Annotated in this window: 23 protein-coding genes; 9 read left to right on the plus strand and 14 right to left on the minus strand. The window is 65.7% G+C overall.

The features are described 5' to 3' along the window. The first annotated feature begins 245 nt into the window (after positions 1 to 245). Positions 246 to 2,561 carry a LuxR C-terminal-related transcriptional regulator gene (locus ERC79_RS17185; protein ID WP_131579640.1) on the plus strand — a complete coding sequence of 772 codons (2,316 nt, stop codon included), beginning with the start codon at positions 246 to 248 and terminating at the stop codon, positions 2,559 to 2,561. Positions 2,562 to 2,697: 136 nt separating this feature from the next. On the opposite strand, the gene ERC79_RS17190 is transcribed toward ERC79_RS17185, so the two are convergent. From ERC79_RS17190 to ERC79_RS17220, 7 genes are read right to left on the minus strand one after another with little or no spacing between them, the layout of a single operon-like run. Beyond that, on the minus strand, positions 2,698 to 3,222 hold the full coding sequence (locus tag ERC79_RS17190) for a flavin reductase family protein (protein ID WP_131579641.1): 525 nt from the start codon (positions 3,220 to 3,222) through the stop codon (positions 2,698 to 2,700). Between the two features lie 8 nt (positions 3,223 to 3,230). Beyond that, positions 3,231 to 3,578: a cupin domain-containing protein gene (locus tag ERC79_RS17195; RefSeq protein WP_131579642.1), complete on the minus strand. Its 348-nt coding sequence runs from the start codon at positions 3,576 to 3,578 to the stop codon at positions 3,231 to 3,233. Positions 3,579 to 3,590: 12 nt separating this feature from the next. Next, positions 3,591 to 5,045 (minus strand): 4-hydroxyphenylacetate 3-hydroxylase N-terminal domain-containing protein, encoded by a 1,455-nt coding sequence (locus tag ERC79_RS17200; RefSeq protein ID WP_131579643.1) that lies wholly within the window; start codon positions 5,043 to 5,045, stop codon positions 3,591 to 3,593. A gap of 2 nt (positions 5,046 to 5,047) precedes the next feature. Continuing rightward, entirely contained in the window at positions 5,048 to 5,728 is a 681-nt protein-coding gene (locus ERC79_RS17205; protein WP_131579644.1) for a DUF2848 family protein, read from the minus strand. After that, positions 5,725 to 6,537: a carbon-nitrogen family hydrolase gene (locus tag ERC79_RS17210; RefSeq protein WP_131579645.1), complete on the minus strand. Its 813-nt coding sequence runs from the start codon at positions 6,535 to 6,537 to the stop codon at positions 5,725 to 5,727. The genes ERC79_RS17205 and ERC79_RS17210 overlap by 4 nt, the downstream gene beginning before the upstream one ends. Positions 6,538 to 6,554: 17 nt before the next feature. Beyond that, positions 6,555 to 7,256 (minus strand): GntR family transcriptional regulator, encoded by a 702-nt coding sequence (locus ERC79_RS17215; RefSeq protein WP_242676613.1) that lies wholly within the window; start codon positions 7,254 to 7,256, stop codon positions 6,555 to 6,557. Beyond that, positions 7,220 to 8,587, minus strand: coding sequence for an MFS transporter (locus ERC79_RS17220; RefSeq protein WP_131579646.1), 1,368 nt, complete (start codon positions 8,585 to 8,587; stop codon positions 7,220 to 7,222). The genes ERC79_RS17215 and ERC79_RS17220 overlap by 37 nt, the downstream gene beginning before the upstream one ends. 432 nt (positions 8,588 to 9,019) lie before the next feature. On the opposite strand from ERC79_RS17220, the gene ERC79_RS17225 reads away from it, so the two are divergent. From ERC79_RS17225 to ERC79_RS17235, 3 genes are all read left to right on the plus strand, one after another. After that, positions 9,020 to 9,658 carry a response regulator transcription factor gene (locus ERC79_RS17225; protein WP_131579647.1) on the plus strand — a complete coding sequence of 213 codons (639 nt, stop codon included), beginning with the start codon at positions 9,020 to 9,022 and terminating at the stop codon, positions 9,656 to 9,658. Between the two features lie 318 nt (positions 9,659 to 9,976). After that, positions 9,977 to 10,561, plus strand: a complete 585-nt coding sequence (locus ERC79_RS17230) for a TetR/AcrR family transcriptional regulator (RefSeq protein WP_131579648.1) — start codon at positions 9,977 to 9,979, stop codon at positions 10,559 to 10,561. Next, on the plus strand, positions 10,558 to 11,751 hold the full coding sequence (locus ERC79_RS17235) for an NADH:flavin oxidoreductase (RefSeq protein ID WP_131579649.1): 1,194 nt from the start codon (positions 10,558 to 10,560) through the stop codon (positions 11,749 to 11,751). The genes ERC79_RS17230 and ERC79_RS17235 overlap by 4 nt, the downstream gene beginning before the upstream one ends. Here ERC79_RS17235 and ERC79_RS17240 read toward each other — a convergent pair. Beyond that, a complete protein-coding gene (locus ERC79_RS17240) occupies positions 11,708 to 13,384 on the minus strand; it encodes a GAF domain-containing protein (protein ID WP_131579650.1) in 1,677 nt (558 codons plus the stop codon). The genes ERC79_RS17235 and ERC79_RS17240 overlap by 44 nt on opposite strands. Positions 13,385 to 13,620: 236 nt before the next feature. Between ERC79_RS17240 and ERC79_RS17245 the strand changes: the two genes are divergently transcribed. From ERC79_RS17245 to ERC79_RS17255, 3 genes are all read left to right on the plus strand, one after another. After that, positions 13,621 to 14,163 (plus strand): PadR family transcriptional regulator, encoded by a 543-nt coding sequence (locus tag ERC79_RS17245; protein ID WP_131579651.1) that lies wholly within the window; start codon positions 13,621 to 13,623, stop codon positions 14,161 to 14,163. Continuing rightward, the gene (locus ERC79_RS17250) at positions 14,160 to 15,071 is read left to right on the plus strand and encodes an alpha/beta hydrolase (RefSeq protein WP_131579652.1); all 912 of its coding nucleotides are present in this window, start codon (positions 14,160 to 14,162) and stop codon (positions 15,069 to 15,071) included. Before ERC79_RS17245 ends, ERC79_RS17250 begins: the two co-directional genes overlap by 4 nt. 161 nt (positions 15,072 to 15,232) lie before the next feature. Next, positions 15,233 to 15,811, plus strand: coding sequence for a TetR/AcrR family transcriptional regulator (locus ERC79_RS17255; protein ID WP_131581261.1), 579 nt, complete (start codon positions 15,233 to 15,235; stop codon positions 15,809 to 15,811). Between the two features lie 10 nt (positions 15,812 to 15,821). Here ERC79_RS17255 and ERC79_RS17260 read toward each other — a convergent pair whose 3' ends face one another. From ERC79_RS17260 to ERC79_RS17270, 3 genes are all read right to left on the minus strand, one after another. Then, the gene (locus ERC79_RS17260) at positions 15,822 to 16,148 is read right to left on the minus strand and encodes a cupin domain-containing protein (protein ID WP_131579653.1); all 327 of its coding nucleotides are present in this window, start codon (positions 16,146 to 16,148) and stop codon (positions 15,822 to 15,824) included. Between the two features lie 121 nt (positions 16,149 to 16,269). Further along, a complete protein-coding gene (locus ERC79_RS17265; RefSeq protein ID WP_131579654.1) occupies positions 16,270 to 16,752 on the minus strand; it encodes a dihydrofolate reductase in 483 nt (160 codons plus the stop codon). Next, complete coding sequence (locus ERC79_RS17270) at positions 16,752 to 17,510, minus strand: thymidylate synthase (RefSeq protein ID WP_242676904.1); 759 nt, start codon at positions 17,508 to 17,510, stop codon at positions 16,752 to 16,754. Before ERC79_RS17270 ends, ERC79_RS17265 begins: the two co-directional genes overlap by 1 nt. Before the next feature lie 123 nt (positions 17,511 to 17,633). On the opposite strand from ERC79_RS17270, the gene cobF reads away from it, so the two are divergent. Then, positions 17,634 to 18,392 (plus strand): precorrin-6A synthase (deacetylating), encoded by a 759-nt coding sequence (gene cobF, locus ERC79_RS17275; protein WP_131579655.1) that lies wholly within the window; start codon positions 17,634 to 17,636, stop codon positions 18,390 to 18,392. Positions 18,393 to 18,454: 62 nt separating this feature from the next. Then, positions 18,455 to 19,321, plus strand: a complete 867-nt coding sequence (locus tag ERC79_RS17280; protein WP_131579656.1) for a DNA-formamidopyrimidine glycosylase family protein — start codon at positions 18,455 to 18,457, stop codon at positions 19,319 to 19,321. Here the strand turns inward: ERC79_RS17280 and ERC79_RS17285 are convergent. The 3 genes from ERC79_RS17285 to ERC79_RS17295 are packed head-to-tail and all read right to left on the minus strand — an operon-like array spanning position 19,304 to position 22,813. Beyond that, positions 19,304 to 19,744, minus strand: coding sequence for a GtrA family protein (locus tag ERC79_RS17285; RefSeq protein ID WP_131579657.1), 441 nt, complete (start codon positions 19,742 to 19,744; stop codon positions 19,304 to 19,306). The genes ERC79_RS17280 and ERC79_RS17285 overlap by 18 nt on opposite strands. 58 nt (positions 19,745 to 19,802) lie before the next feature. Next, positions 19,803 to 21,278 carry a carboxylesterase/lipase family protein gene (locus ERC79_RS17290; RefSeq protein ID WP_131579658.1) on the minus strand — a complete coding sequence of 492 codons (1,476 nt, stop codon included), beginning with the start codon at positions 21,276 to 21,278 and terminating at the stop codon, positions 19,803 to 19,805. After that, complete coding sequence (locus tag ERC79_RS17295; RefSeq protein WP_131579659.1) at positions 21,275 to 22,813, minus strand: carboxylesterase/lipase family protein; 1,539 nt, start codon at positions 22,811 to 22,813, stop codon at positions 21,275 to 21,277. The genes ERC79_RS17290 and ERC79_RS17295 overlap by 4 nt, the downstream gene beginning before the upstream one ends. Between the last annotated feature and the right edge of the window lie 357 nt (positions 22,814 to 23,170).

Raw genomic sequence — 23,170 nt, forward strand, 5'->3', positions numbered from 1 at the left:
CGACAGCAGAACGGTCGAGACAAATCGTAGGACGGCGCCGACTGCTCGGGTGTGGAAGGGGCGGCGATTGCGGCGCGGCGGCCGGCGGAAGTTGCCGACGGTCCGGAGATCGAGCGGCTTGCGGTGCCGAAACCGACGTATCCTGAATTCGTGCTTGTTGCGCGCGGATCCCGGGCGCTCGGGCTGCGCATCCAGTGAGCCGACCCGAGGGGAGGGCTGGGAACTTGCCTTCCAGGACGGGCGGTATGACGCAGAGCAGAGCCGGACGGGGAAACCTGCCCGAAGAGGTCAACAGTTTTGTCGGTCGCAGGCTCGAGATCGCCGAAGCCCGGCGGCTGCTATCCGAATCACGCCTCCTGACGCTGGCTGGACCGGGAGGGGTCGGCAAGACGCGGCTCGCCCTCCGGGTGGCCGGGGACGCACAGCGAGCATTTGTCGACGGCACTTGGTTCGTCGACCTGAGCCAGCTCCACGATGCCGACCTGTTGGCGCAGACCGTGGCCGGAACCCTCGGCCTTCAGGACTGGTCGGTTCGGTCGCCGGAGGCAGTGCTGATCGATCATCTCGCGGCCCGCCGAGCATTGTTGGTGTTCGACAACTGTGAGCACCTCGTCGCTCCCGTTGCCGCTCTCACGGCGTCGCTGCTCCGAGCCTGCCCCGGATTGTCGATCCTGGCGACCAGTCGAGAACCGCTCGGCATCGGTGGGGAGGTCGTGATGCGGGTGCCGCCGTTGACTGTCCCGGATGGATCCGGATCGATCTCGTCACCGGCCGCGGCGTCCAGCTACGACGCGATGGTGCTGTTCGAGGAGAGGGCGCGTACCGCCGTGCCCAGTTTCCGGCTCACCGACGACACCAGTCCCGTGGTTGCCCGGATCTGTGAGCGACTCGAGGGCATGCCCCTGCCGATCGAGCTGGCGGCAGCCCGGCTGCGGGCGCTGTCCGTCAACCAGGTGCTCGAACGCCTCAGCGACCGATTCCGGCTGCTGACCATGGGGACCCGCACCACGCCGAGCCGTCAACAGACTCTGAAATTGTGCGTCGACTGGAGCTACGACCTGTGTACTGCACGCGAACAGTGGCTGTGGGCGCGTCTGTCGGTGTTCGCGGGAAGCTTCGAGTTGGACGCGATCGAGGGCGTGGTGGCAGACGAGCCGACCGATGGCGATCTGCTCGATCTCGTGACGTCATTGGTCGACAAGTCGATCCTGATCCGAGAAGAGGCGGATGCGACTGTGCGGTATCGCATGCTCGACACCCTCCGCGAGTACGGCCGGGAGCGGTTGCGCGAGGATGGCGAGCCGACCCTGCTGAGTCGCCGGCACCGGGATTGGTACGAGGCGCTCGTGCAAGGAGCCCAACGTGATTGGATCGGCCCCCGGCAGATCGAGTGGGTGGTGAGGCTCGAAAGCGAACAAGCGAATCTGCGCGAGGCGATGGAGTTCTGTCTCGGCGACCCGATGTCCGCCGGCGCCGCCGTGCGGATCCCCGCTGGGCTGTACGAGTTCTGGATCGTGCGAGGTCAATTCAACGAGGGACGCTACTGGCTCGACCGCGCCCTCGGTGACGGTGGGCCGCCGACCGTCGACCTCGGCGTCGCGATGTGCGTAGACAGTGTGCTGGCGGCACTGCAGCGAGACATACCGGCGAGCACGGTGCTCGCGGAGAAGGCCCGCCGCATAGCCGATCGGGTGGCAGATCCATCCCTGGGCGCGCTGGCCGCATTCGCGCGGGGCTGCTGCGCGGTCGCCCGCGACGATCTCGACCTGGGTGGCGTCTCGCTGGAACAGGCCGCCGAGTTCTTTCGAGCGGACGGAGATGATTCCCGACTGATCCAGGTGTTGTACTGGCTCGGATTCGTCGTCGACACCCTCGGCGATCCGGCACGATCGGCTGATCTCTACGACGAACTCCTCGAGCTGGCCGATGCCCACGGAGAGACTATGTGGCGCGCAATGGCGATGTCCGACTACGGATTCACGATGTGGCGCCGCGGTGAATGCGAGCGCGGAACCGAGCTTCTAGAACAGTCCCTGCCGCAGCTTCGCATACTGGGCAATCAATTCGGTTTCGCATGGTGTTTCGAGGAACTCGCGTGGACGGCCGCCGAGGCAAACCCGGAGCGGGCCGCAGTGCTGATGGGCGTCGCCGACACCCTGTTCGCCGCTACGGGTAGTCCCATGGCGACGTTTCGGACCATGGTCGACTATCACGATTCCTGCGTGCGATCCGCAGTTGATGCGCTGGGGAACAAGGCATACGACGCGGCGTTCGAGTGGGGGAAGACGATGAGTCTCGACGAGGCAATCGCCTATGCGCTCGGCGAACAGCCGCCGGACATTCTGCCGTCACCCACGGCCGACAGCGGCGGGTTGACCCCTCGAGAGCGCGAGGTGGCGGACCTCGTGGCACAGGGGATGACGAACAAGGCGATCGCCGAGAGGCTGGTGATCTCTCAGCGCACCGTCGAGGGGCACGTCGAGCACATACGGGACAAACTGGGCTTCAAATCGCGCGCACAGATCGCCGCGTGGACCGTCGAACATCACGGGGACGGTTGAACGTCGGCGGCCGTCGCTCAGCCGTGACACTGCTGAGCGTACGTGACTGGGGACGGCACGTTCGGGCTGGTCGATGTGTACGTCCAGCCCGAACGTGTCGGATGCCGCCACTGTGTCGGCGGGGCAATCGTTCCGGTCAGAACAACCAGGGCACCTCGTCGTGCCCGAAATCGAGGAAATCACCGAAACGACCCGAGTAGAAGGCGAGTCCGTTCCCGTCACGCCAACGCATATCGGTAACCTCGCCGTAGAAGACGCGATGGTCTCCAACGTCGTGCGCGGCGTGGACCGTGCACTCGAGTTGTGCGAGGGCATCTTTGATCATCGGCAGGCCGGCGCGGCCCAGGTCGAAGGGCAGATCCTCGAACCTGGCACCGCCACGGGTAGCGAAACGGCGGGCAAGTGCCTCCTGTCTCGAGCCCAGGATCGACACCGCAAAAGCTCCGGTCTGGTCGACTGCTGTGGTTGTCCGCGACCCCTGGGTGAGGGAAACGAGAAGGATCGCCGGTTCGAGACTTATCGAGGTGAGCGAACTGATCGTCATCGCACACGGATCGCCGGAGCCGTCGTCGGCACTGACGACGGCGACGCCGGTGGTGAAACGGCCCATGCTGCGCCGCATGTCCGTCGGGGTGGGGGTCTGGAATGCAGGCAGAGTCATTGTCGGACCTACTTGCTGTGGTACCGGACTTCGAAGGTCACGACACCTTCGTCTGTGCTCCAAGGACCGTGTGGCATTCCCGGCGGACGGCAGGCGTACATCCCCGCCGTGAATGTCTCCCCCAGTGTGAGATCGGTGAACGATCCTTCCAAGATGTAGACCTCTTCCCAGAAGTCGTGCTTCTGGACGCCCATCGGTGTCGAGTCGGCGCCGGGCTCGTACCGCAGGATCCGCGTTGCCACCCTTCCCTCTGGGTCCGAGGCCAGGATGCGTTCGGTGATCATCGGGTTGTCTCCCGGACAGACTGTGTAGTCGATATCGGTGACCGGGAAGAACTCGTATTCGGGCTTTGCCATGATCTGTTCCCTTCAGGCGGTTTCGAGCTTGTAGGAGCTGAGGAAGTCCTCCACGAGCTGGAGGGACTCCTCGTATCCGTAGTTTCGGTAAGTGTATGCACCCTTGACGACGAAAGGTGCTCCCGCATAGAACATCTCGTACTGCTGGTGTCGGCCCGCAAACTCGGATCCGATGATGTCCCACGCGAGCTTGAAGAGCTTGATCCGCTCCTCGGACGCGACACCTGGAGATTGCACGTAGTGCGTGATGTCGCGCGAGGTCAACGGGCTGGTCATGTCGTGCACGCTGGACGGCAGTTGCAGTACACCTCCACCGACCAGGTCCCGCAGGATCGCCAGCACTCGGGGGTACGTCTCGGACTGCAGCCCCATCGAACCGTAGATCGCCCGACGGCCGGGCAGCCACTGGCCAGCGTCGTCGGGTTCGGCGGTGTACTCGCCGGCGAGGATCGCGGACTCCACACCTGATACCAGCGCGGCCAGCTCACCGAGCTTCTCCTGGACGCTGGGAATCTTGTCTACACCGTTCACCTGAGTGACTCGGCGAGCGACTCCGGCGATGAACTGCAGTTTGGTGGCGAACCTGATCTGGGCCTGCCAGTTCCCCAGCAGGTGCGCGCCGGTGTCGAAGAACTGCCGACGAACGCCCGCCGTGTCTCGGTCGACGAAAACCCGTTCCCAAGGGATCAGGACATCGTCGAACACGACGAGGGCGTCCGGCTCGTCGTACCGACTGGTGAGGGGGTAATCGAAGCTGCTCGTGGCAGCGGGCGCATAAGGTCGACGGCAGTACAGCTTCAAGCCTTCTGCGGCAGCGGGTACGACGAAGGAGATCGCGAAGTCCTGATCGTCCGGGCCGAGCGGCTTGATGCAGGAGACGAGAATCTCGTCGGCAATCGCAGCGCCGGTGGCGAGCATCTGCGACCCGCGCACGACGATCCCCTCGTCCGTCTCTCGGACCACACCGACCTGGAGGTACTCGCCATCCCAGCCCGATGCGGTCGTCGCGCGGGAGACCTGTGGCGGGATGATCGCGTACGAGACGTAGAGGTTCTCCTCGAGCACGCGCTTGTGGAACGCCGTGATGTTCGCAGCGAAATCGTGCTCGCCCCCGGCGAACACCTCCGGGTGCGCCGCGAAAGAGGCGATGAAGGTGCCCACATGATCAGGGCTGCGTCCGACCCAGCCGTTGGTGTGCCGCGCCCAGGTCTGGATGGCCTCACGCCGGAGGCGCAGTTCTTCGGCACTGCGGGGAATTCCGAAGACACGGTTGGCGGTGGACCCGGTCTCGGGTGCGGTGTACTGCATGTTCCGGGTGGGGTCCGCGGCCAGATCGAACATCTCGGCAATCGTCTGGGCTGCGGGCGCAAACGCGGGATTCCGGCTGACGTCCTCGACCTTTTTTCCGTCGACGAGAACCACTCGGCCGTCGTTCAGAGAAGCTAGGTATTCGGCTCCGGTACGCATGATCAGTGTCCTCCGGTGGTGTACGAGTGGGTGAGGGTGCGGCCGTCGGGCAGCGTGAGTTCGAGGTCCCAGCTGTTGCCGGGCGTGAATTCGCCGTCGAGTAGAGGGAGTGTCCCGGCGAAACAAATGAGATCTTCGCCGGAGTCGCCGAGGCGATCGGTCAGGATTCGCAGCAGGTTCTGCGGGGTCCGTAGATTGACGAGCGTGCCGTCCTGGTAAAGCTTGCCGTCCACCCAGCTGCGCGCTCGGCACGCATCCCAGTCGAAGTCGGCCCAGTCGTCGATCTCGACGACGGTGGTACCGAGCGGCTTGGGGCACGCGCGCTTGGAGTCTGCGATGTCGACGGTTTCGAGCTGCCGGTCCGTGTGGTCCGAACCGACACCGAGGAAGTAGCGCCCGCAGTATCGGAGGACTACCGGTTCGATCTCCCCGGACGTGTACGAACCCGCGACCGGTGTGTTCGGCGCGGTGGTCACCGTCACCGCCTCGATCGAATAGAACATCGGAACCTGCTCGGGTGGTGCCACACCGATCGCGGCGAGTTCGTCGATGTGGTGTTGTACGGCGACCTCGTCACGCCCGGTGTATCCAGCAACGATCGCGCGCGCGGCGGCCAACCGAATCGTCTCGGTCGAGTCCAGCAGGCCGAAGGTGAGTGCCGCTGCGGTGGCGGAGCCGGTCATAGGGAGACCCTTCCGTGATCGAGAATGCTGTAGTCGTCGAGCCGGTCGCGCAAGACCGGAAACTCGGTGCGGATACGGTCGACCGATCCTGGGTCGATATCGGCGATCGTGATGCCTTCGGCGGTGCCGGCCTCGGCGATGACAGTCCCCCAGGGGTCCACGATCCGGCTGTGTCCCCCGAACTCGACCGCGTTGTGAGTGCCCGTCGCGTTGCACGCGATCACGAACACCTGGTTGTCGACGGCACGTGCCGAGGTCAACAGCTGCCAATGTTCACGGCGGGCGGCTGGCCACGCTGCGGGAACCACAACGATCTTTGCTCCGATGCGGACCAGTTCCGTCCATAGACCGGGGAAGCGCAGGTCGTAGCAGGTGGTAGCGGCCATGGGGCCGAACGGTGTTTCGGTGGTATGGATCTGCTTCCCCGGCTCGAGCAGCTTCGCCTCGAGTGATTCATAGCCGAAGACGTGAATCTTGCTGTAGTGGTGGATGATCCGACCATTCGGCCCGATCAGCACCGCCGTGTTGCGGAGCCGGTCTCCATCGGATCGTTCTACGATCGTGCCAGCATGGACGTAGCAGTGTCGCTCCGCCGCAATCTTCGAGAGTGTCTGGACGGTGGGCCCGTGGAGCGATTCGCCGGCGGAGCGGTAGTCCGCGAAGTGGCCGTATCCGATTCCCCACAGTTCAGGGAGAACGATCAGATCGACCGGTTCAGTGATGTCGGTGAGTAGCGTCCGTACTCTCTCGAGGCGGTGGGCTGGACTTTCGGAATCGGGGCTGGCGACCTGTGCCAGTGCGATCTTCATGGTGTTCCTTTGCGGTATTACAGGTTCGGTGCCTTCATCGATCGCAGTGTGGTTTCGAGGTGCTCGCGTACGGCTCGTACCGCGGCCTCGGCATCCTTTGCGGCGATCGCATCCGCGATGGCGCTGTGTTCGATGAGGACCTGCTTCTTGCGGGTTTCGTCCGCCATCACGATGCGCACACCCATTCGCATCTGGCGATCGCGGAGTGAACTGTAGAAATCGTTCATCAGCGGGTTGCAGGCCGCCCGGAGGATCGTCGTATGGAACTCGAGGTCATGTGCGATGAAATCAACTGGGTCGACGTCGTTTTCCTGCTTCTCGAGTAGCGTACGGAGCCTGTCGGGAACTAGGCCGGGATCAGGTGCGACCTCATTGACCGACCACTCCTCGACAACCCGTCTCGCTTGCATGACTGCCTCGACGTCACTGTCGGACAGGGCGGGGATGTATGCGCCCTTGTGCGGGACCCTCCGGATGAAACCTTCGGCCTCCAATCGCATCAGTGCCTCACGAACGGGTGTCCGTGAGATGCCCGAAGACGCCGCGACTTGCGCTTCGGACAGGAACATTTCTTCGTCGCGGGGCAAGGTGATGATGGTCTTCTTCAACCATTCGTATGCCAGTTCAGGTGCGGTCGCTCCGCTAGTCCTAGGTGTCGACATGACTTGCCCCCTATAAGGATTCAGGAAATGACTGCAGCCGGCTGTTCCGGCGTGCATGAGGTTTCGCGGGCACCCACTGCCGCGAGGTCGACGGACTGTGTCTCCGTCGTGAGCAGCGATGCCACCAGGGAGATCAGGCCCATCAGCGCAAGGTAGACGCCGATCGCGTACCCAGTGCCGAATCGGTTGTACAGCGCGATCGCAATGATCGGTGCCAACGAGCCGGCCAGGACCGAGGCCAGGTTGTACGCCAGGGAGACGCCGGAGTAGCGGACCTCCGTGGGGAACAGCTCGGAGAAGAAGGCGCCGATGACCGAACTGTACGCGGCGAAGATCAGCAGACCGACCGACACGGCGAGCACGATAGCGAAGGTGTTCGTCGTATCGAGCAGCGCGAAGAATGCGAACGCCCAGACAATTGTCGCCGTGGAGGCGCCGATGTAGATCGGTCGCCTGCCGATCCTGTCGGCGAGCACCGCGAACAGTGGGATCGCGATCAACGCTACGACCATGCCGATCATCACGGCGTTGAGCCCGGTACTCCGGTCCAGGTCGAGGATCTGCGTGATGTAGGTGATGACAAAGAGCGAGAATATGTAGAAGCCGGCGTTCTCTCCGAACCGAGTGCACGCGGCGAGGAGGATCTGTCTCCAGTGCCCGCGTATCGCAGCGCTCAGTGGCATTCCCTGGTCGCGCGCGGGAGCCGACTGCTTCGCTTGCTCGAACAGTGGGGTCTCAGCGACGTAGAGGCGCAGGACAAGTCCGATCACAACGAGGAGAGCCGACAGTGCGAAGGCGATGCGCCATCCCCATGACAGGAATGCTTCTTCGGACAGGGTGGCACCGAGAATGGCCAATGCCCCTGCAGCCAAGAGATTTCCGAGTGGTGGACCAAGGTTCGGCCAGGCCGACCAGAATGCGCGTCGCTTGGAATCGCCGTGTTCGGATACGAGCAGAACCGCTCCGCCCCATTCGCCGCCGAGTGCGAATCCCTGTACGAGGCGTAGGAACACCAGGATGAGTGGCGCCGCCACTCCGATCGATGCGTAGCTGGGAAGGAAAGCGATGAGGAAGGTCGACACACCCATCAGCATCAGGCTGGCGATAAGGGTGGCGCGGCGCCCCTTGACGTCGCCGTAGTGGCCCAGAACGGCTGCGCCGAGTGGTCGGGCAATGAAGCCGACGGCGTATGTGGCGAACGCCAGCATCGTGCCGACCAGGGGATCTTCCGAGGGGAAGAAGAGTTTGTTGAAGACGAGCGCAGCCGCCGTGCCATACAGGAAGAAGTCGTACCACTCGACTGCTGTTCCGGCGAGGCTCGAGCCTGCTATGACGGGCAAACTCGTGTGTGGTCTGCGGTTGGTAGATTCAGTGTTGGCAGTTGCCATGGTCGACTCCTGGTCGAATCGTCGGTTCGTGACGAGATACGCGCCCGGCGCCTACCTCCCAGTAGGCGCGTTCACGGTGCGCGGTGGTGCTGCCCGGCTCGGTGGTTGTTGGCGCAGCCACCGAGCCTTCGTTTATCCCAACAGTTCTCGGCCTGTGAAGCCGATCACGATCGTCGTGTGTACTAGTTGTATACGATCAGTCGACAAAACTGCAAGGGGTGAAAAAGTCCTGCTCATGTCCTCGACGAGTTGTTCACGAGACCCGACGGACGACGCGTGTGGATCCAGGTTGCGCCCGCTCGTGTCGTGCGCGGGGTCAGTACTTCCGTCGAGCGGGGTGCCCGCAGTTGATTCCACGGAGCGCGAGGGTCCGCGACCGCCGGGATGCGACCGGCGCGGTAGCGTTTTCCTGACAGCTACGGAGGTGCACCAATGACACGGGTCTTTCTCGTCGATGATCACGAGATCGTTCGGCGCGGGCTGGTGGATCTGCTCGGCAGCGCGCCGGATCTCACGGTGGTCGGCGAGGCCGCGTCGGTGGGGGAGGCCCTGGCCCGCCTTCCGGGTAGCGGCGCCGATGTCGCGGTCCTCGACGTGCGGCTTCCCGACGGCAACGGCGTCGAACTGTGCCGCGACCTGCGGGCCCTGCTGCCGGAATTGCGTTGCCTGATGCTCACGTCCTATGCCGACGATGAAGCGCTGTTCGACGCTGTCATGGCCGGTGCGTCTGGCTTCGTGCTCAAGCAGATCCTCGGCACCGACCTCGTCTCCGCGGTCCGGACGGTCGGCGCCGGTGGTTCACTGCTCGACAGTCGCGCCACGGCCGTGCTGATGCAACGGATCCGCTCCGAGCGCGACACTGACCCGCTCGCCGAACTGTCTGAGCAGGAGCGGGCGGTGTTCGACCTGATCGGACAGGGCCTGACCAACCGGGAGATTGCGCAGCGGCTGTTTCTGGCAGAGAAGACCATCAAGAACTACGTCTCGCGGCTGCTCGCCAAGCTCGGTATGCAGCGCCGCACCCAGGCCGCCGTCCTTGCGACGGAGTTGCGGAACGGTCGGCGGGGCTAGTCGGCAGGATCATCCGGGCTGTGCCCGGCGACACCGCCGAGGTCTCGAGAAACCGGGTTGGTCCCCGCGTTCGGTTGCGTCCTGGGTGATGATCGTTGAGCCCTCGTCACCCGGAGTGGGCGTGAGGCGCGTTGCGTTCCGCGAGCGTGAGCACCGAGAGGTCCACGCATCCGCCGTGTCGGTCCGGCGGTGCGTGTTGCGGTCGGATTCGGCGTGCCGATGACATCCTCGCCTTGTCCGGTCACTTGCGTTGGGCCTGACTCCGGCTCGATTCAATCATTGATTGAATCGACGATTGAAACGTGTTCTACTGCATGTATGAACGACGTGGCGACAGACACACGTGAGCGGCTTCTGCTGGCAGCGGAGCGCCTACTCCTCGAAACGGGCTACGAAAGGGTGTCGATTCGGGCGGTGTGTTCGGCGGCCGGAGTCAACCCGGCTGCAGTGCACTATCACTTCGGAACGAAGGAGAGCCTTGTTGCTGCACTGTTGGAGGCGCGTCTCGGTCCGGTGTGGACCCCGTCGTTGGAAGCCCTCTCCGGGCGGAGCGGCGATGTGCCCGAGTGCGTAGATGCGGTGATAGAACCACTGATCGCGCTGTCGGCCGATCCGGCGGGCCGCCTCTATCTTCACCTGCTTGCTCGGCTGGTGCTCGGTCGCCGGGAGGTCGTTTGGGCGGCAACATGGTTCAGCCTCGAACCATGGGCCGAAATGCTGCAGAGTCGGGTGCCTGGGTTGTCGATCCGTGAGGCGCAGGCACGATGGATGTTCGCCTTCGACCTCCTACTGGGCCAGTTCGGTGATCCGCTTGCCGGCGACCGTGTGCTATCGCCCCATGCGATCGCCACACTACGAGCATTCGTAGCGGCAGGTCTGTCCGCGCCGGTGGAGGCACGATGAAGGACGTGTTCGCGTCGGCGAAGCTCGGCCCGGTCACGTTGCGTAACCGAGTGATCAAGGCGGCCACGTTCGAAGGCCGTACGCCCGACGCGCTCGTCACCGACGACCTGATCGAGTACCACCGTGCGCCGGCGGCTGGTGGGGTCGGCATGACAACCGTCGCGTACTGTGCGGTCACACCCGGTGGCCGGACCGATCGGCATCAGATCTGGATGCGACCCCAAGCCGTGCCGGGGCTGAAGCGGCTGATCGATGCCGTGCATGCAGAGGGCGCAGCTGTCAGCGCGCAACTCGGGCACGCTGGCCCCGTTGCCAACGCGGCCTCCAATCGGGCGCCCGCGCTCGCGCCGGGGAAGCTGTTCAGTCCGCTGGGTATGCGCACGACGCGACGCCCGGACACCGCGGAGATTCGTGCGGTAGTCCGCGCTCATGCCGAGGCGGCCCGACTAGCCGAAGCCGCCGGATTCGATGCTGTTGAACTACATTTCGGCCACAACTACTTGGTCAGCTCCTTCTTCAGCCCGCTTTTGAACCGCCGCCGAGACCAATATGGCGGCAGCCTTGCAGGCCGGGCACGGCTGGCGAGGGAGATAGCGCAGGCAGTCCGCGAGGAGGTCGGTGACCGGTTGGCAGTCACGGCCAAGTTGAACATGGACGACGGGATTGCCGGTGGTCTGCGTATCGAGGAAAGCCTGCAGATCGGCCGTTGGCTCGAGGACGACGGAGCACTTGATGCCCTGGAATTGACTGTCGGCAGCTCGCTGTTCAATCCCATGTACTACTTTCACGGCGACGCCCCTCGTTTCGAGTTCGCCCGCGTGTTCCGGCCCCCGCTGAGGTGGGGCCTCCAGCTGGGAGGCAGGGCATTTCTCCGCGAGTACCCCTATCGCGAGGCGTACCTCCTGGACCTGGCACGCCAGTTCCGGCACGAACTGACAATGCCGCTGATCCTGCTCGGTGGTATCACCAACAAACAGACAATGGACCTCGCCATGGACGAAGGGTTCGAGTTCGTCGCGATGGCTCGGGCCCTGCTTCGCCAACCGGACTTGTTGCTGCACATGCGAAGGGATCCGGCCACGAGGTCACTCTGCACCCATTGCAACAAGTGCATGCCCACGATCTTCGAGCGCACCAACTGCGTCCTCACCGCAGCGGCACCCGCCACGTCAGCTCGGTGCCGCAGCTGACGCTCGGCAGTATGGTGCAGTGGCCGCCGCACTGTTCGGCGCGGCGTGCCAGGTTGGCGAGGCCACTGCGGCGCGGATTGTCCGGGACCCCGATGCCGTCGTCACAGATGCGGATGGTGAGGTGGTCCGCGGCATCGATCTCGACCGCGATGGTCGACGCGTGCGCGTGCCGCAGCGCATTGCTGAGTCCCTCCCGCAGCACCGCCTCGGCGTGCGGGTGAATCCGCACCGGCACGAGAGTATCGATGGCGCCGGTGAACTGAACGTTCGGGACCAGCGACGACCGGGTCGTCAGATCGCCGATCGTGTCGAGCAGCCGTCGTCGCAGGCTCGTGGTGGCCTGCTCGCCAGCAGTGTGCAGATCGAAGATCGTGGTGCGGATTTCGCGGATCGTGCGGTCGAGCTGTGACACGGATTCGGTGATGGTTGCAGAGACCGTCTCCGATGTGAGGGCTTTCTCGTCGGCCAGCAGGCTCTGCAGGCTCATCCCCGTCGCGAACAGACGCTGGATCACGTTGTCGTGCAGGTCCCGAGCGATGCGGTCCCGGTCCGCCAGCAGGTCGAGCTGCCGCCGTCGCTGCTGCTGATCGGCGAATTCGACTGCGAGCGAGGCGGAATCGGCGAGGGATGCCAGGCGGGTGACCTCGTCGGTGGTCCACCCCGCTTGACGTTCGTCTCGGGTGACCACCAGCAGGCCCGCTACGCCCGACGTCGTGGACAGCGGAAGCGCAGCCAGGTGGACGGTGGTAGAGGTGCGGAACGGGTCGACTCGGTCGCGGTCGGTGAGCAAGGCCGGGCGTCGCCCGAGCGCCACACCCGGCAGGTCGGACTCCGACAGGTCGATCCGGGCGCCCGGCCGGGGCCCACTATCGGTGTCCGCGGCCTCGATCACGGCTTGGTCGCCATCGAGGACGACCACGTACGCGCCGCTCGCGCTGCACAGGTCGCGGGTGCGGGTGACGAGCAGTTCGAGTGCGTCGTCGATCGACCCGCCGGACAGCAGGCGGGCGTTGAACGATGCGAGGGCCGTCAGCCACCGTTCCCGGGTGCGTGCCTCCTCGAACAGGTGGGCATTGTCGATGGCCACGCCCGCCGACGTGGCCAGTGCCGCGAGGATCGTCTCGTCGGCGTCGGTGAACTCCGGGCCCGTGCGCTTCTCGGTGAGATAGATGCTGCCGAACACGTGGCCGCGCACGATGATCGGCATACCGAGGAAGCTGTTCATCGGCGGGTGATTGGGCGGGAACCCCACCGATGCGGGGTGTTCGCCGAGGTGCGCGATGCGGACCGGACGCGGGTGCTCCATCAGCAATCCGAGAAGGCCGCGACCCTCCGGCAGGTGTCCCATACGGGACCGTTCCTCGGGAGTGATCCCCTCGTACACGAACTCCGACAGTCCGCCGTCCGGCCCGCGCACCCCCAGCGCGCCGTAGCGGGCGCCGAGCACCGTTGTCGCCGACTGCACGATCCGCTGGAGAATCGAGTCCAGTTCGAGGCCGGCCCCCACCATGAGTACCGCCTCGAGGAGTTCCCGCAGCTGCGCCGGCGTCGCCTTGATGTCCAGGAGTCGGCTGCGGATATCTGCGAGCAATTCTTCGAGGTTCTCGAAGTCCCTGTGACCGCTGTTCACCATGGACGAAGCATAGGTGGCGCCGGAAATGAGGTAGTTCGGTCGCTTTTGCGTAACGCCCCGCGGTGGAGCCCCGATGTATCCGTCGGAGTGCGCGTAGCGGCACTTCATCAGACTGTCCGGCGTCGATCCTCGGGGAGGGGGTCGGCGCCGGACTTCCCATTTCATGCATCTCGGGTTTCGCCCGGGGGATGAGCACTACCCGTGACATTCAATTATTTTAGTGTCATATTGTAGTTATGTCCTTACGGAAAGCTCTGCTTGTTCTGATCGCCGGGGAGCCGCGCAGCGGTTACGACATCGGTCAGGAGTTCGATGGCGTGCTGAAGTTCGTCTGGCACGCCAAACCGACTCAGGTGTACCCCGAGCTGAAACGTCTTGCAGCCGAGGGGATGATCCGAGAGCAGGAGGAAGGGCCGCGAGGTCGCCGGGCGTACGAGATCACCGCGGACGGCCTGGCCGAGCTCCGTGAGTGGTTGACCGTCACTGCCCCGGATCACTCCCTGCGCAACGAAACGGTGCTGCGTTCCTTCGCGCTGTGGCTTGTCGAGCCGTGCGAGGCGAGCGGGTTCCTGTCCGGCGAGCTCGAGTACCACCGGGCGAGGTTGCGCGGAATGCGGGTGCTCGAGGGGAGCCTCGATCTCACCCGGCCCGCCGACCGTGCTGCTCTGCTCGGCCTCAGGGCCGGGATCCTGCGTCTCGAGGCGATGGTCACGTGGGCGGACTGGGCAATCGAGACCGTCGCGGCGTGGCCCTCCCGCGACGAAGAGGCGACCGCATGAACGACACCTCGATGAGCCTCGAACTACCGGACGGTCGGCAGATGGGGTACGCCGTGTTCGGCGATCCGGCCGGCGCGCCCTGCTTCGTCGTCCACGGGTTCGCATCCTCCCGGTGGGCAGCCGGCTGGATGCTGCCGCCAGAACTGCTGCATCGTCACGGTGTCCGGATCATCGCCGTCGACCGCCCGAACTACGGGCTGTCGTCACCTCATCCGGCGGGCGGATTCAGGCACTGGGCAGAGGACGCGTGCGTACTGGCCGACCATCTCGACCTGAACAGAGTTGCGGTGCTCGGTGTGTCGATGGGCGCGGGACCGGCGTTGGCGCTCAGTGCGACTCGCCGCGATCTGGTGACGAGTACGACGATCCTGAGCGGAATGCCGCCGGTCGGTGCGCGGGAGAAGTGGGCTCCCGCGAGTCGAGGCGACGCGTTGTACTGGCGACTCGCGCGCCGGGCGCCATGGCTTTTGCAGCGGCTCTGCGCACTGTCGGCGTCGATGATGGCGCGTCAGTCCGCCGATGACGCCGAGACGCTCGTGTCGAGAGTCGCGCGTGCCCTTCCCGAGGGCGACCGCGCGGTCTTTCGCTCGCTGCTCGACAGTGAGTCCAGCCGCGCAGCCTACCTTGCCGACGTGCGGGAGTCCTCCAGTCAGGGCGGAGCCGCCACTGCCGGTGACCTCCAGCAGTATCTGCGTCCCTGGGGATTCGATCCGGCGGACATCGATGGTCCGATCACGTTGTGGCACGGGTCCGACGATCCGAAGGTTCCGGTCGCCCTGGCGCGCCGCTTCGCCGACAGTCTCCCGCGGTGCACGGCGCGGTTTGTGCCCGGTGGGCACTTCGCTCCTTTCGAGCATGGTGACGAGATCCTGCGTGACGTGTCGGATGGTGCGAGGGCTACCGGCTGACCGCGCCGCACAAGAACGTCAGCGCATCCGAGGTCGAGGTCGATGGCGGATGCGATTGTGGACGACATCTGTCAGCAGAATGTGAATGGGTTTCGCTTCGCTTCGTCGTCACTACACTGTTCGCCGTGGATGCCGTTGTGCAAGATCAAAGTTCTGTCGCGATGCGTGAGCGGATACTCGACGCCGCCGAGTACTGCCTCGTCGAGTCCGGGTACAACTCTCGACTGCACGCCGTGATTGCCGAGCGGGCAGGACTGTCGCGCCCGACGGTCTACAAGTATGTCGGGGACCAATCCGCGATCTTCGAGGCACTGTTCCAGCGCGAGATCTCGCGGTTCTTCGCGGTCCTCGATCCGGTGCTGCGGGGCCACGATCAGCTGCAGGCCGGGTTCGTCGACTGCGTAGTGTTCGCGGTCGGCTACGCGCGTCGGCACGCCTTGCTGCAGAAGGGGCTTCGCGATGATCCGGCTGTGGTGGTGCCGTGGTTCACAGTGCGCGCCAAGCCCTTCATCGAGGTCGGTGCCGAGTTCCTCGTGCCACATTTCGAGCGGATGCTCACGCCGGAACAGCTTGCGTCGGTGAGCCCGCGGGTCGTCTCCGAATGGGCCTTCCGGTTGATTGCGTCCCTCATCACCACCGAGGGTGACGTGGACACCGCCGACGAGGAGGCGCTGCGCCAGTTCGTCGGCGGGCTGCCCGCCGTCATGTTCGTTCCGTCAGCCGACGCGCGTGTCGGCTGACGGAGGGGCGCTACTTCGCGACCGTGAGCAGGAAGGCGACGTCCTCGAGGGCTTCGACGCTGTGCCGGGTCGCCGGAATCATGAGCATGTCGCCGGTCGACCCCTTCCACGAGTTCTCGCCGCTGATCAGGGCGAGTTTTCCGCTGAGTACGAGCAGCGTCGCTTCGCCGGGGCTATCGTGCTCGGCGAGGCTCTTGCCCGCACTCAGCGCGATCACCGTTTGACGCAGGCTGCGCTGGTGCCCGCCGTACACGGTCTGAGAACTGCGCCCGCTCGACGCTCCGGCCGCAAGCTTGAGTTGCTGCCGGGCGAGTGCTGTCAGCGACATCTTGTCCATCAAGGGCCAACTCCTGGTGACTACAGTGACGATGTTCCCGCAGTATGACCCACTGCGCCGGAGATGACCGGGTTATCAGCCTAACGGTTGGGCCACCGTCGGCCACCGTCGACCCGGAGGGTCAGCGTCGGACGTAGCTGACGAACCGGTAGCGCAGTCCAGACTTCTCCGAGATTCGCCAGTCGTCGGCATCGCCGACCACCCAGTCGTCGCCAACTGCCGGCGCGTAGGCGTCGCCTTCGATCTCGGCATCGATCTCGGTGACCGACAGCAGATCGGCAAAAGGCATTGCCGCGGTGTAGATCTGGGTTCCGCCGATGACCCAGGCGGTGTTCCCGGCGAGCGCGAGTGCCGCCTCGATCCCGTCCGCGGGCTCGGCACCGTCAGCCGACCATCCCGGCTGACGGGTGACTACGATGTTGCGTCGGCCGGTGAGCGGGCGGAATCGCGGTGGCAGTGAGTCCCACGTCCGCCGGCCCATGATCACCGGGTGACCCATGGTGGCGTCCTTGAAGTGCGCCATGTCCTCGGGGATCCGCCACGGGATGGTGTTGTCCCGGCCGATCACGCCCGCGATGGTCTGGCCCCAGATCAGGCCGATCATCAGATCGCCACCGGCGCCTTGATCGCCGGATGGTGCTGGTAGCCGACGATCTCGACGTCCTCGAAGGTGTAGTCGAAGAGCGAGTCGCGCTTGTTGAGCTCGAGCGTCGGGTAGGGGAGCGGCTCACGGGAGAGCTGCTCGGTGACCTGATCGACGTGGTTGTCGTAGATGTGGCAGTCGCCGCCGGTCCAGATGAAGTCGCCCACCTCGAGCCCCGTCTGCTGCGCCACCATATGTGTGAGCAGCGCGTAGCTGGCGATGTTGAACGGCACGCCCAGGAACAGGTCGGCGCTGCGCTGGTACAGCTGGCAGCTGAGCTTGCCGTCGGCTACATAGAATTGGAAGAAGGCGTGGCACGGCTGCAGCGCCATGGCGTCCAGGTCGGCGACGTTCCACGCAGAGACGATGATCCGTCGAGAATCCGGGTTGGCCTTCAGCGTTTCGATCACCTTGGTGATCTGGTCGATGTGCTCGCCCGACGGCGTGGGCCACGACCGCCACTGCACGCCGTAGACCGGTCCCAGCTCGCCGTCAGTGTCGGCCCACTCGTCCCAGATCGTGACGCCGTGCTCCCGCAGCCATTTGACGTTGGACTCGCCGCGCAAGAACCACAGCAGCTCGTACACGACGGACTTGAGATGCACCTTCTTTGTGGTGATCAGCGGGAAACCCTCGGCGAGATCCCAGCGCATCTGGTGGCCGAAGACGCTGCGCGTCCCCGTTCCGGTGCGATCTGCCTTGGCGATTCCGGTGTCCATGACCAGGCGGAGGAGATCTTCGTAGGGCGAGTGCACGGACCCGAGTCTAGGCGGCTTCGCCGCCCGTGCGCGGATCGTGGGTCCGCAGACTCCGTAACCGCGCACGGACGATAGCCTCGCGCCATGCGTGAGCTTCTCGTGATCGGCATCGGTGCCGGCGACCCCGACCAGGTGACGATCCAGGCCGTCAAGGCCATGAACAGGGCCGATGTCTTCTTCATCATCGGCAAGGGCGACGAGAAGCAGGAATTGGTCGATCTGCGGACGGAAATCCTCGCCGAACACATGCTTCGCGAGTACCGCGTCGTGGACATCGTGGATCCGCCGCGGGACCGGACGCCGTCGGATTACACCGGCGTCGTCGACGACTGGCACGACCGTCGTGCGCAGGTCTTCGAGGAGCACTTCACAGCCGAGGACGGCGTCGGCGCGATCCTGGTGTGGGGCGATCCGTCGCTGTACGACAGCACGCTGCGGATCGTCGAACGCGTCCTCGGGCGTGGCAACGTCTCCTTCGAGTATTCGGTGATCCCAGGCGTCACCAGCATTCAGTCGCTGGCCGCACAACACCGAATCGTGCTCAACCGGATCGGTGAACCCGTCCACGTCACCACCGGCCGCCGGCTGCGCGAGGGCCTGCCCGACGGCGTCGGCACGGCCGTGGTGATGCTCGACGCGGATTGCAGCTTCACGCATCTTGCCGGTGACGACGTAGAGATCTGGTGGGGCGCGTACCTGGGCCTGCCCGACGAGGTCCTGATCTCCGGCAACCTGCGCGAGGTGGAGGACGAGATCGTCCGGCTGCGTGCCGAGTTGCGTGAGCGCAAAGGCTGGATCATGGACACCTACCTGGTGAGGCGCTCCGCGCCCGTGCGTGGATAGCGAGTCCAGAGGGTCGGAAACCGCGCACGGGCGGCGAAGCCGCCACCGATTACGCTGGCTCCATGCCCGAACTGCCCGAGGTGGAGGCCCTGGCACAGTTTCTGCGCACCCATGCCGTGGGTGCGGTGGTGGGACGCGTCGACGTCGCGGCGATGAGCGTGCTCAAGACGTTCGACCCACCGATCACCGCACTGCAGGGCCGGGACGTCACCGGTGCGCGGCGGTTCGGCAAGCACCTCGCGATGGACTGCGACGGACTGTGGCTGATCACGCATCTCTCGCGCGGCGGGTGGCTGCGCTGGATCGACAACCCCAGCGCCGCACCGCCCAAGCCGGGGAAGGGGCCGCTGGCGCTGCGCGTGCACTTCTTCACACCGGACGGGGAGACGCCGGCGTTCGACCTCACCGAAGCCGGCACCAGGAAAAGGCTCGCGGTGTGGGTGGCGACTGATCCGCAGCAGGTGCCCGGAATTGCGCGCCTCGGCCCCGATGCGCTCGAGGTGACGCGTGCGGAGTTCGGCGAGGTGCTCGCGACAAGGTCGGCCCGGATCAAGACGGCGCTGGTGGACCAGTCGCTGCTCGCCGGGGTCGGGAACGCGTACTCCGACGAAATCCTGCACGCTGCCCGGATGTCGCCCTTCGCGACGACGTCCAAGTTGTCGCCGGACGAGGTGGACCGCCTGTACGACGCGATGCGCGCCGAGCTGTCCGACGCCGTCGAACGCCTGGTGGGGCAGGAGGCGGCCCGGCTCAAGGGCGAGAAGCGGGCCGGGATGACCGTCCATGCTCGGACCGGGATGCCGTGCCCGGTGTGCGGGGACACAGTCCGGGAGGTGTCGTACGCGGAGAGATCGTTCCAGTACTGCCCGACATGTCAGACCAGCGGCAGGATCCTCGCCGACCGGCGGATGTCACGACTGCTGAAGTAGCGGCTCGCGGTGTCCGAACACCCAGCCGCGCAGCGCGAGGAACCGGAGGCCGCCGGTGAGCGCGCTGACCGCGATCACCAGCGCTATCGCGACGGCGTCGGTGGTGTCGGGGAAGAAGAAGTGCAGGGCCGTGAGGGTCAGGGAACTGAGGACCAGCCCCAGCAGCGCCAGCGCGCCGCCCTCCCATTGCGCCACGAACCAGCGCACCCGGTCGGCAGCGCGGAACGTGCGTCGTCGATGCAACTCGTTGGCCAGCATCGTGCTGAGGCCGACCCCGACCGCGTTCGCGACGAAGGTGCCGTATGCGTCGAGCGCCACGAACGACAACGCGTACAGGACATTGCTCGATCCGCCGACCAGAGCGAACCTGGTCAGCTGGGCGACCCATCCGTCGCCGCCCAGGCGACGATCGAGCACGGACATCGAGATCCCCCACAGCCTGAGACTTGGTTGCAACTTGCAACCGTAGCTCACCGGGGAATCAGTGCCGGTGGCGGTATCCGATCCAGGCCTCGCGGCGGTCTCGGAGGGGATCGCACTCCACCCGGGAGACCTCGTCGATGATCAGCGTGTCCCGGCGCTCCAGGGAGTACCGCGGCCACGTCCCGAGTGGGCGCCCACCGCGGGCGAAGCTGAGCCAGTGGCTCTGCATCGCGTCGGAGACAGTGCGCATGCCGCGACGGCCGCCGAGAGCGGTCAGGGTGCGGGCGGTGAGTCCGCGCGCGCCGAACACCGGGAACAGTTCGGTCGCGTGCGTCGCGCCCAGCCCCGTCAGCCGCAGCAGGCGCGGAGCGAAGTCGTACCGGTACATGTAGGTGTCGCTGTGCCGGGTGTGCGCGTGCGCGCATCGCAGCGACGGTTCCCAGAACACGACGTCTCCGCCGAGATCCGCGGCCGCGCGTCGACCCGGATATCCGGGGTACGCGCCGATCGCTCGGGCCTTGATCGCGGGATCGGTGTCGGCGAACATCTTCTCGATCCGAGTCCGGTTCGTGGGCAGGATGTCGAGGAATCTGGGGAAGATCCGGCCCTCCTGCGCGTTCGTGCCGATGATCAGCGGCACTCGGAGCTCGGCGCCCGCCTCGAACGCATTCAGCGGATGCTCCGGTAGTACGTCGCCGTCCTGGATCGGCGCGAACGGTCGGGTGCCGGGCACCTCGTCGGCGCCGCGGGCGCTCAGCGTGGTGGCCGCGCGGACGAGGAGTTCAGGTGGGGCCGTGGCCAGGAAGGTGGCGGCGTCCGACCGCGACACCCCCGCGATGTCGAGGAACTCGCGGGCCCACCGTGCGGCCAGTTCCGGTCCGTTCGACGTGGCCGGCGGCGGGCTCTGTGCGATGGCGCGGGCGAACAGACCCTCGGCTGCGGGGGTGCACATCAGCGTCAGGACCGCGTCGGCGCCGGCCGACTCCCCGAACAGCGTGACGTTGGATGGATCGCCGCCGAACGCGCCAATGTTCCGCTGCACCCATTGCAGTGCGGCGACCTGATCGCGTAGGCCGAGGTTTGTATCGAAAGGGATTTCGGGAGTGGAGAACTCGGAGAAGTCGAGGTAACCGAGAGCGCCCAGCCGATAGTTCATCGAGACGAAGACGACGTCGCCGCGACGGACCAGTGCGGCGCCGCTGTAGAGCGGATCCGCCGACGTCCCCGCGGTGTGGGCGCCGCCGTGGATGTACACCATCACCGGTCGGGCAGTCTTGCTCGGTGCGGCCGGACGTAGCACGTTGAGCGTCAGACAGTTCTCGTCGCCCCGCCGGCGCTGTTGTGGCGCAGGCGGGCCGAACTCACCGGCGTCGCGGACGTAGGTCCATGGCTGCGCCGGTTCCGGGGCGCGCAGTCGCAGCGGTCCCACCGGCGGCGCCGCGTATGGAATTCCCTTCCACGACAGCAGATCCGACAGTTTCCGTCCGCGAACGACGCCGTCTTGGACTGTTACCTCTACGTCGGCACCAGTCATGCCCGGTGCTCGCGCTCGGCAGGGTTCCCGTCGAGGTATCCGCGATATCCGGCCCACGCGAGTCGCCGTTCCCGGCCCGGATCGCGTTCGACACGAGTGGGCTTGTCGAAGATCAGGGTGCGACGGTGCTCAGGATCGTACCGAGGCCATGACGGTGTCGGAACCCCGTTGCGGGCGAAGTTGATCCAGTTCTCCTGCATCCGTTCGGTGACGAACCGGAGCCCGCGCCTGCCGCCGGGGCCAGTCAGTGCGCGACCAACCGGGGAGTTGCCGTACCCGAACACCGCGAACATCTCGAACCCGTGGGTCGCACCCAGTCCGAGCCAGTGCATCAGTCGCGGTGTGAAATCGAACCGGTAGCTGTAAGTGGGGGCGTGCGCGGCGTGCGCGTCGGCGATCTCGACCGACGGCTTCCAGAAGGTGAGGTCGCCGCCGAGGTCGACCGCGGCGAGCGGGCCGGGATAGCCGGGGTATGCGGCGATCACCCGAGCCCGCGAGTCCGGGTCGGTGAGTTCGAACATCGTGTCGATGCGCTTCGCGTTGGTCGGCAGTCCGTCGAGCACTTTGGGGAACAGTGTCCCCTCGCGCGCATTGGTGCCGATGATCAGCGGCACCCGGTGGGCGGTACCGGTGGCGAATGCGGTGCCCGGCTGCGTGGGCAGGAGGTCGCCGTCCACCACCGGCCCGAACGGATGCAGCCCGGGTGTCTCGGCGAGAACCTTTGCGCTCAAACGATTCCCGGCCTTCCCGAGTTCGGCAGGGGTTGCCGCGTGCAGGGCGCGGGTGGCGTCCGACGGATCGGCGCCGAGCAACGCAACGAACTCGCGAGCCCACTGGGTAGCCCGCTGAGCGTCGTTCACGAGTCCGGGTGCGGGACTCTCGGCGATCGCGCGTGCGAACAGTCCGCGAGCGGCGGGTGTGGCCATGAGGGTGGTGACGGAGGTGCCGCCAGCCGACTCGCCGAACAGGGTGATGTTGTCGGGATCGCCGCCGAACGCGGTGATGTTGCGATGTACCCACTGCAATGCCGCCACCTGATCGCGCAGGCCGAGATTGGATTCGAATATCCTATCCGGGGTGGAGAACTCGCTGAAATCGAGGTAGCCCAGCGAGCCGAGGCGATAGTTCAGGGATACGAAAACGACATCGCCGCGGCGCACGAGGCGATCGCCGCGGTACAGGCCGAGGGCAGTGGTGCCGATTGTGAACGCGCCGCCGTGGATGAACACCATGACGGGCCGTGGCGCGCTCGCCATTGCGGCGGGCGCGAGGACGTTGAGGGTGAGACAGTCCTCGGAGGTCGGCTGGTACTTCCCAGGTCGCAGTGCCGTACCCGCCCGGTGTTGCGGCGCGGCATTGCCGAAGTCGATGGCGTCGCGAGTACCGGTCCACGGCTGAACCGGCTGCGGCGCCCGCAAGCGTAGTGGGCCGACGGGTGGGGCCGCGTACGGGATGCCGCGCCAGGCCAGCAGATCGCCGAGCCGGCGGCCCCGCACGACGCCGTCGGTGGTGCTGACTTCCAGGCTCGGGGTCATGGCGTGACTATACGGCGCTCGGCGGGTGTGGTCAGGCGAGTGGTGAACAGGTTGGACAGCCGGAGGGTGCTCAGCTGAGCTCAACCAGGGTGCACCGTCCGACCCGCGGCCGTTCTCTCAGGCTCGCGTCGTCGCTTGTCGGGATCTCCTGCTCGCCCCGCGGCAATCCCAGCCCGCCTCGATCCTTGGAGTTACGCTGTACAACAATGGATTTACAGTGATCTGCCACGCTGTCCACAGTTCATCTCGAGAATCCTCGACTGACAGGGGCGGTTCGATCTCGCCGAGATGCCCGTGGCCGGTGTTGGTGCGTGCGGTGGTCCCGGACTTGATCGACGCCGCCCGACGAGCTTGATA

This window comes from Rhodococcus sp. ABRD24 (genome assembly GCF_004328705.1).
Taxonomy (GTDB): Bacteria; Actinomycetota; Actinomycetes; order Mycobacteriales; family Mycobacteriaceae; genus Prescottella.

What these genes read in the sequence shown, in the direction of transcription:
- ERC79_RS17185 (WP_131579640.1), top strand. Translation starts at nt 246, where the DNA reads ATGACGCAGAGCAGAGCCGGACGGGGAAACCTGCCCGAAGAGGTCAAC.
- ERC79_RS17190 (WP_131579641.1), bottom strand. Translation starts at nt 3,222, where the DNA reads ATGACTCTGCCTGCATTCCAGACCCCCACCCCGACGGACATGCGGCGC.
- ERC79_RS17195 (WP_131579642.1), bottom strand. Translation starts at nt 3,578, where the DNA reads ATGGCAAAGCCCGAATACGAGTTCTTCCCGGTCACCGATATCGACTAC.
- ERC79_RS17200 (WP_131579643.1), bottom strand. Translation starts at nt 5,045, where the DNA reads ATGCGTACCGGAGCCGAATACCTAGCTTCTCTGAACGACGGCCGAGTG.
- ERC79_RS17205 (WP_131579644.1), bottom strand. Translation starts at nt 5,728, where the DNA reads ATGACCGGCTCCGCCACCGCAGCGGCACTCACCTTCGGCCTGCTGGAC.
- ERC79_RS17210 (WP_131579645.1), bottom strand. Translation starts at nt 6,537, where the DNA reads ATGAAGATCGCACTGGCACAGGTCGCCAGCCCCGATTCCGAAAGTCCA.
- ERC79_RS17215 (WP_242676613.1), bottom strand. Translation starts at nt 7,256, where the DNA reads ATGCACGCCGGAACAGCCGGCTGCAGTCATTTCCTGAATCCTTATAGG.
- ERC79_RS17220 (WP_131579646.1), bottom strand. Translation starts at nt 8,587, where the DNA reads ATGGCAACTGCCAACACTGAATCTACCAACCGCAGACCACACACGAGT.
- ERC79_RS17225 (WP_131579647.1), top strand. Translation starts at nt 9,020, where the DNA reads ATGACACGGGTCTTTCTCGTCGATGATCACGAGATCGTTCGGCGCGGG.
- ERC79_RS17230 (WP_131579648.1), top strand. Translation starts at nt 9,977, where the DNA reads ATGAACGACGTGGCGACAGACACACGTGAGCGGCTTCTGCTGGCAGCG.
- ERC79_RS17235 (WP_131579649.1), top strand. Translation starts at nt 10,558, where the DNA reads ATGAAGGACGTGTTCGCGTCGGCGAAGCTCGGCCCGGTCACGTTGCGT.
- ERC79_RS17240 (WP_131579650.1), bottom strand. Translation starts at nt 13,384, where the DNA reads ATGGTGAACAGCGGTCACAGGGACTTCGAGAACCTCGAAGAATTGCTC.
- ERC79_RS17245 (WP_131579651.1), top strand. Translation starts at nt 13,621, where the DNA reads ATGTCCTTACGGAAAGCTCTGCTTGTTCTGATCGCCGGGGAGCCGCGC.
- ERC79_RS17250 (WP_131579652.1), top strand. Translation starts at nt 14,160, where the DNA reads ATGAACGACACCTCGATGAGCCTCGAACTACCGGACGGTCGGCAGATG.
- ERC79_RS17255 (WP_131581261.1), top strand. Translation starts at nt 15,233, where the DNA reads ATGCGTGAGCGGATACTCGACGCCGCCGAGTACTGCCTCGTCGAGTCC.
- ERC79_RS17260 (WP_131579653.1), bottom strand. Translation starts at nt 16,148, where the DNA reads ATGGACAAGATGTCGCTGACAGCACTCGCCCGGCAGCAACTCAAGCTT.
- ERC79_RS17265 (WP_131579654.1), bottom strand. Translation starts at nt 16,752, where the DNA reads ATGATCGGCCTGATCTGGGGCCAGACCATCGCGGGCGTGATCGGCCGG.
- ERC79_RS17270 (WP_242676904.1), bottom strand. Translation starts at nt 17,510, where the DNA reads ATGGACACCGGAATCGCCAAGGCAGATCGCACCGGAACGGGGACGCGC.
- cobF (WP_131579655.1), top strand. Translation starts at nt 17,634, where the DNA reads ATGCGTGAGCTTCTCGTGATCGGCATCGGTGCCGGCGACCCCGACCAG.
- ERC79_RS17280 (WP_131579656.1), top strand. Translation starts at nt 18,455, where the DNA reads ATGCCCGAACTGCCCGAGGTGGAGGCCCTGGCACAGTTTCTGCGCACC.
- ERC79_RS17285 (WP_131579657.1), bottom strand. Translation starts at nt 19,744, where the DNA reads ATGTCCGTGCTCGATCGTCGCCTGGGCGGCGACGGATGGGTCGCCCAG.
- ERC79_RS17290 (WP_131579658.1), bottom strand. Translation starts at nt 21,278, where the DNA reads ATGACTGGTGCCGACGTAGAGGTAACAGTCCAAGACGGCGTCGTTCGC.
- ERC79_RS17295 (WP_131579659.1), bottom strand. Translation starts at nt 22,813, where the DNA reads ATGACCCCGAGCCTGGAAGTCAGCACCACCGACGGCGTCGTGCGGGGC.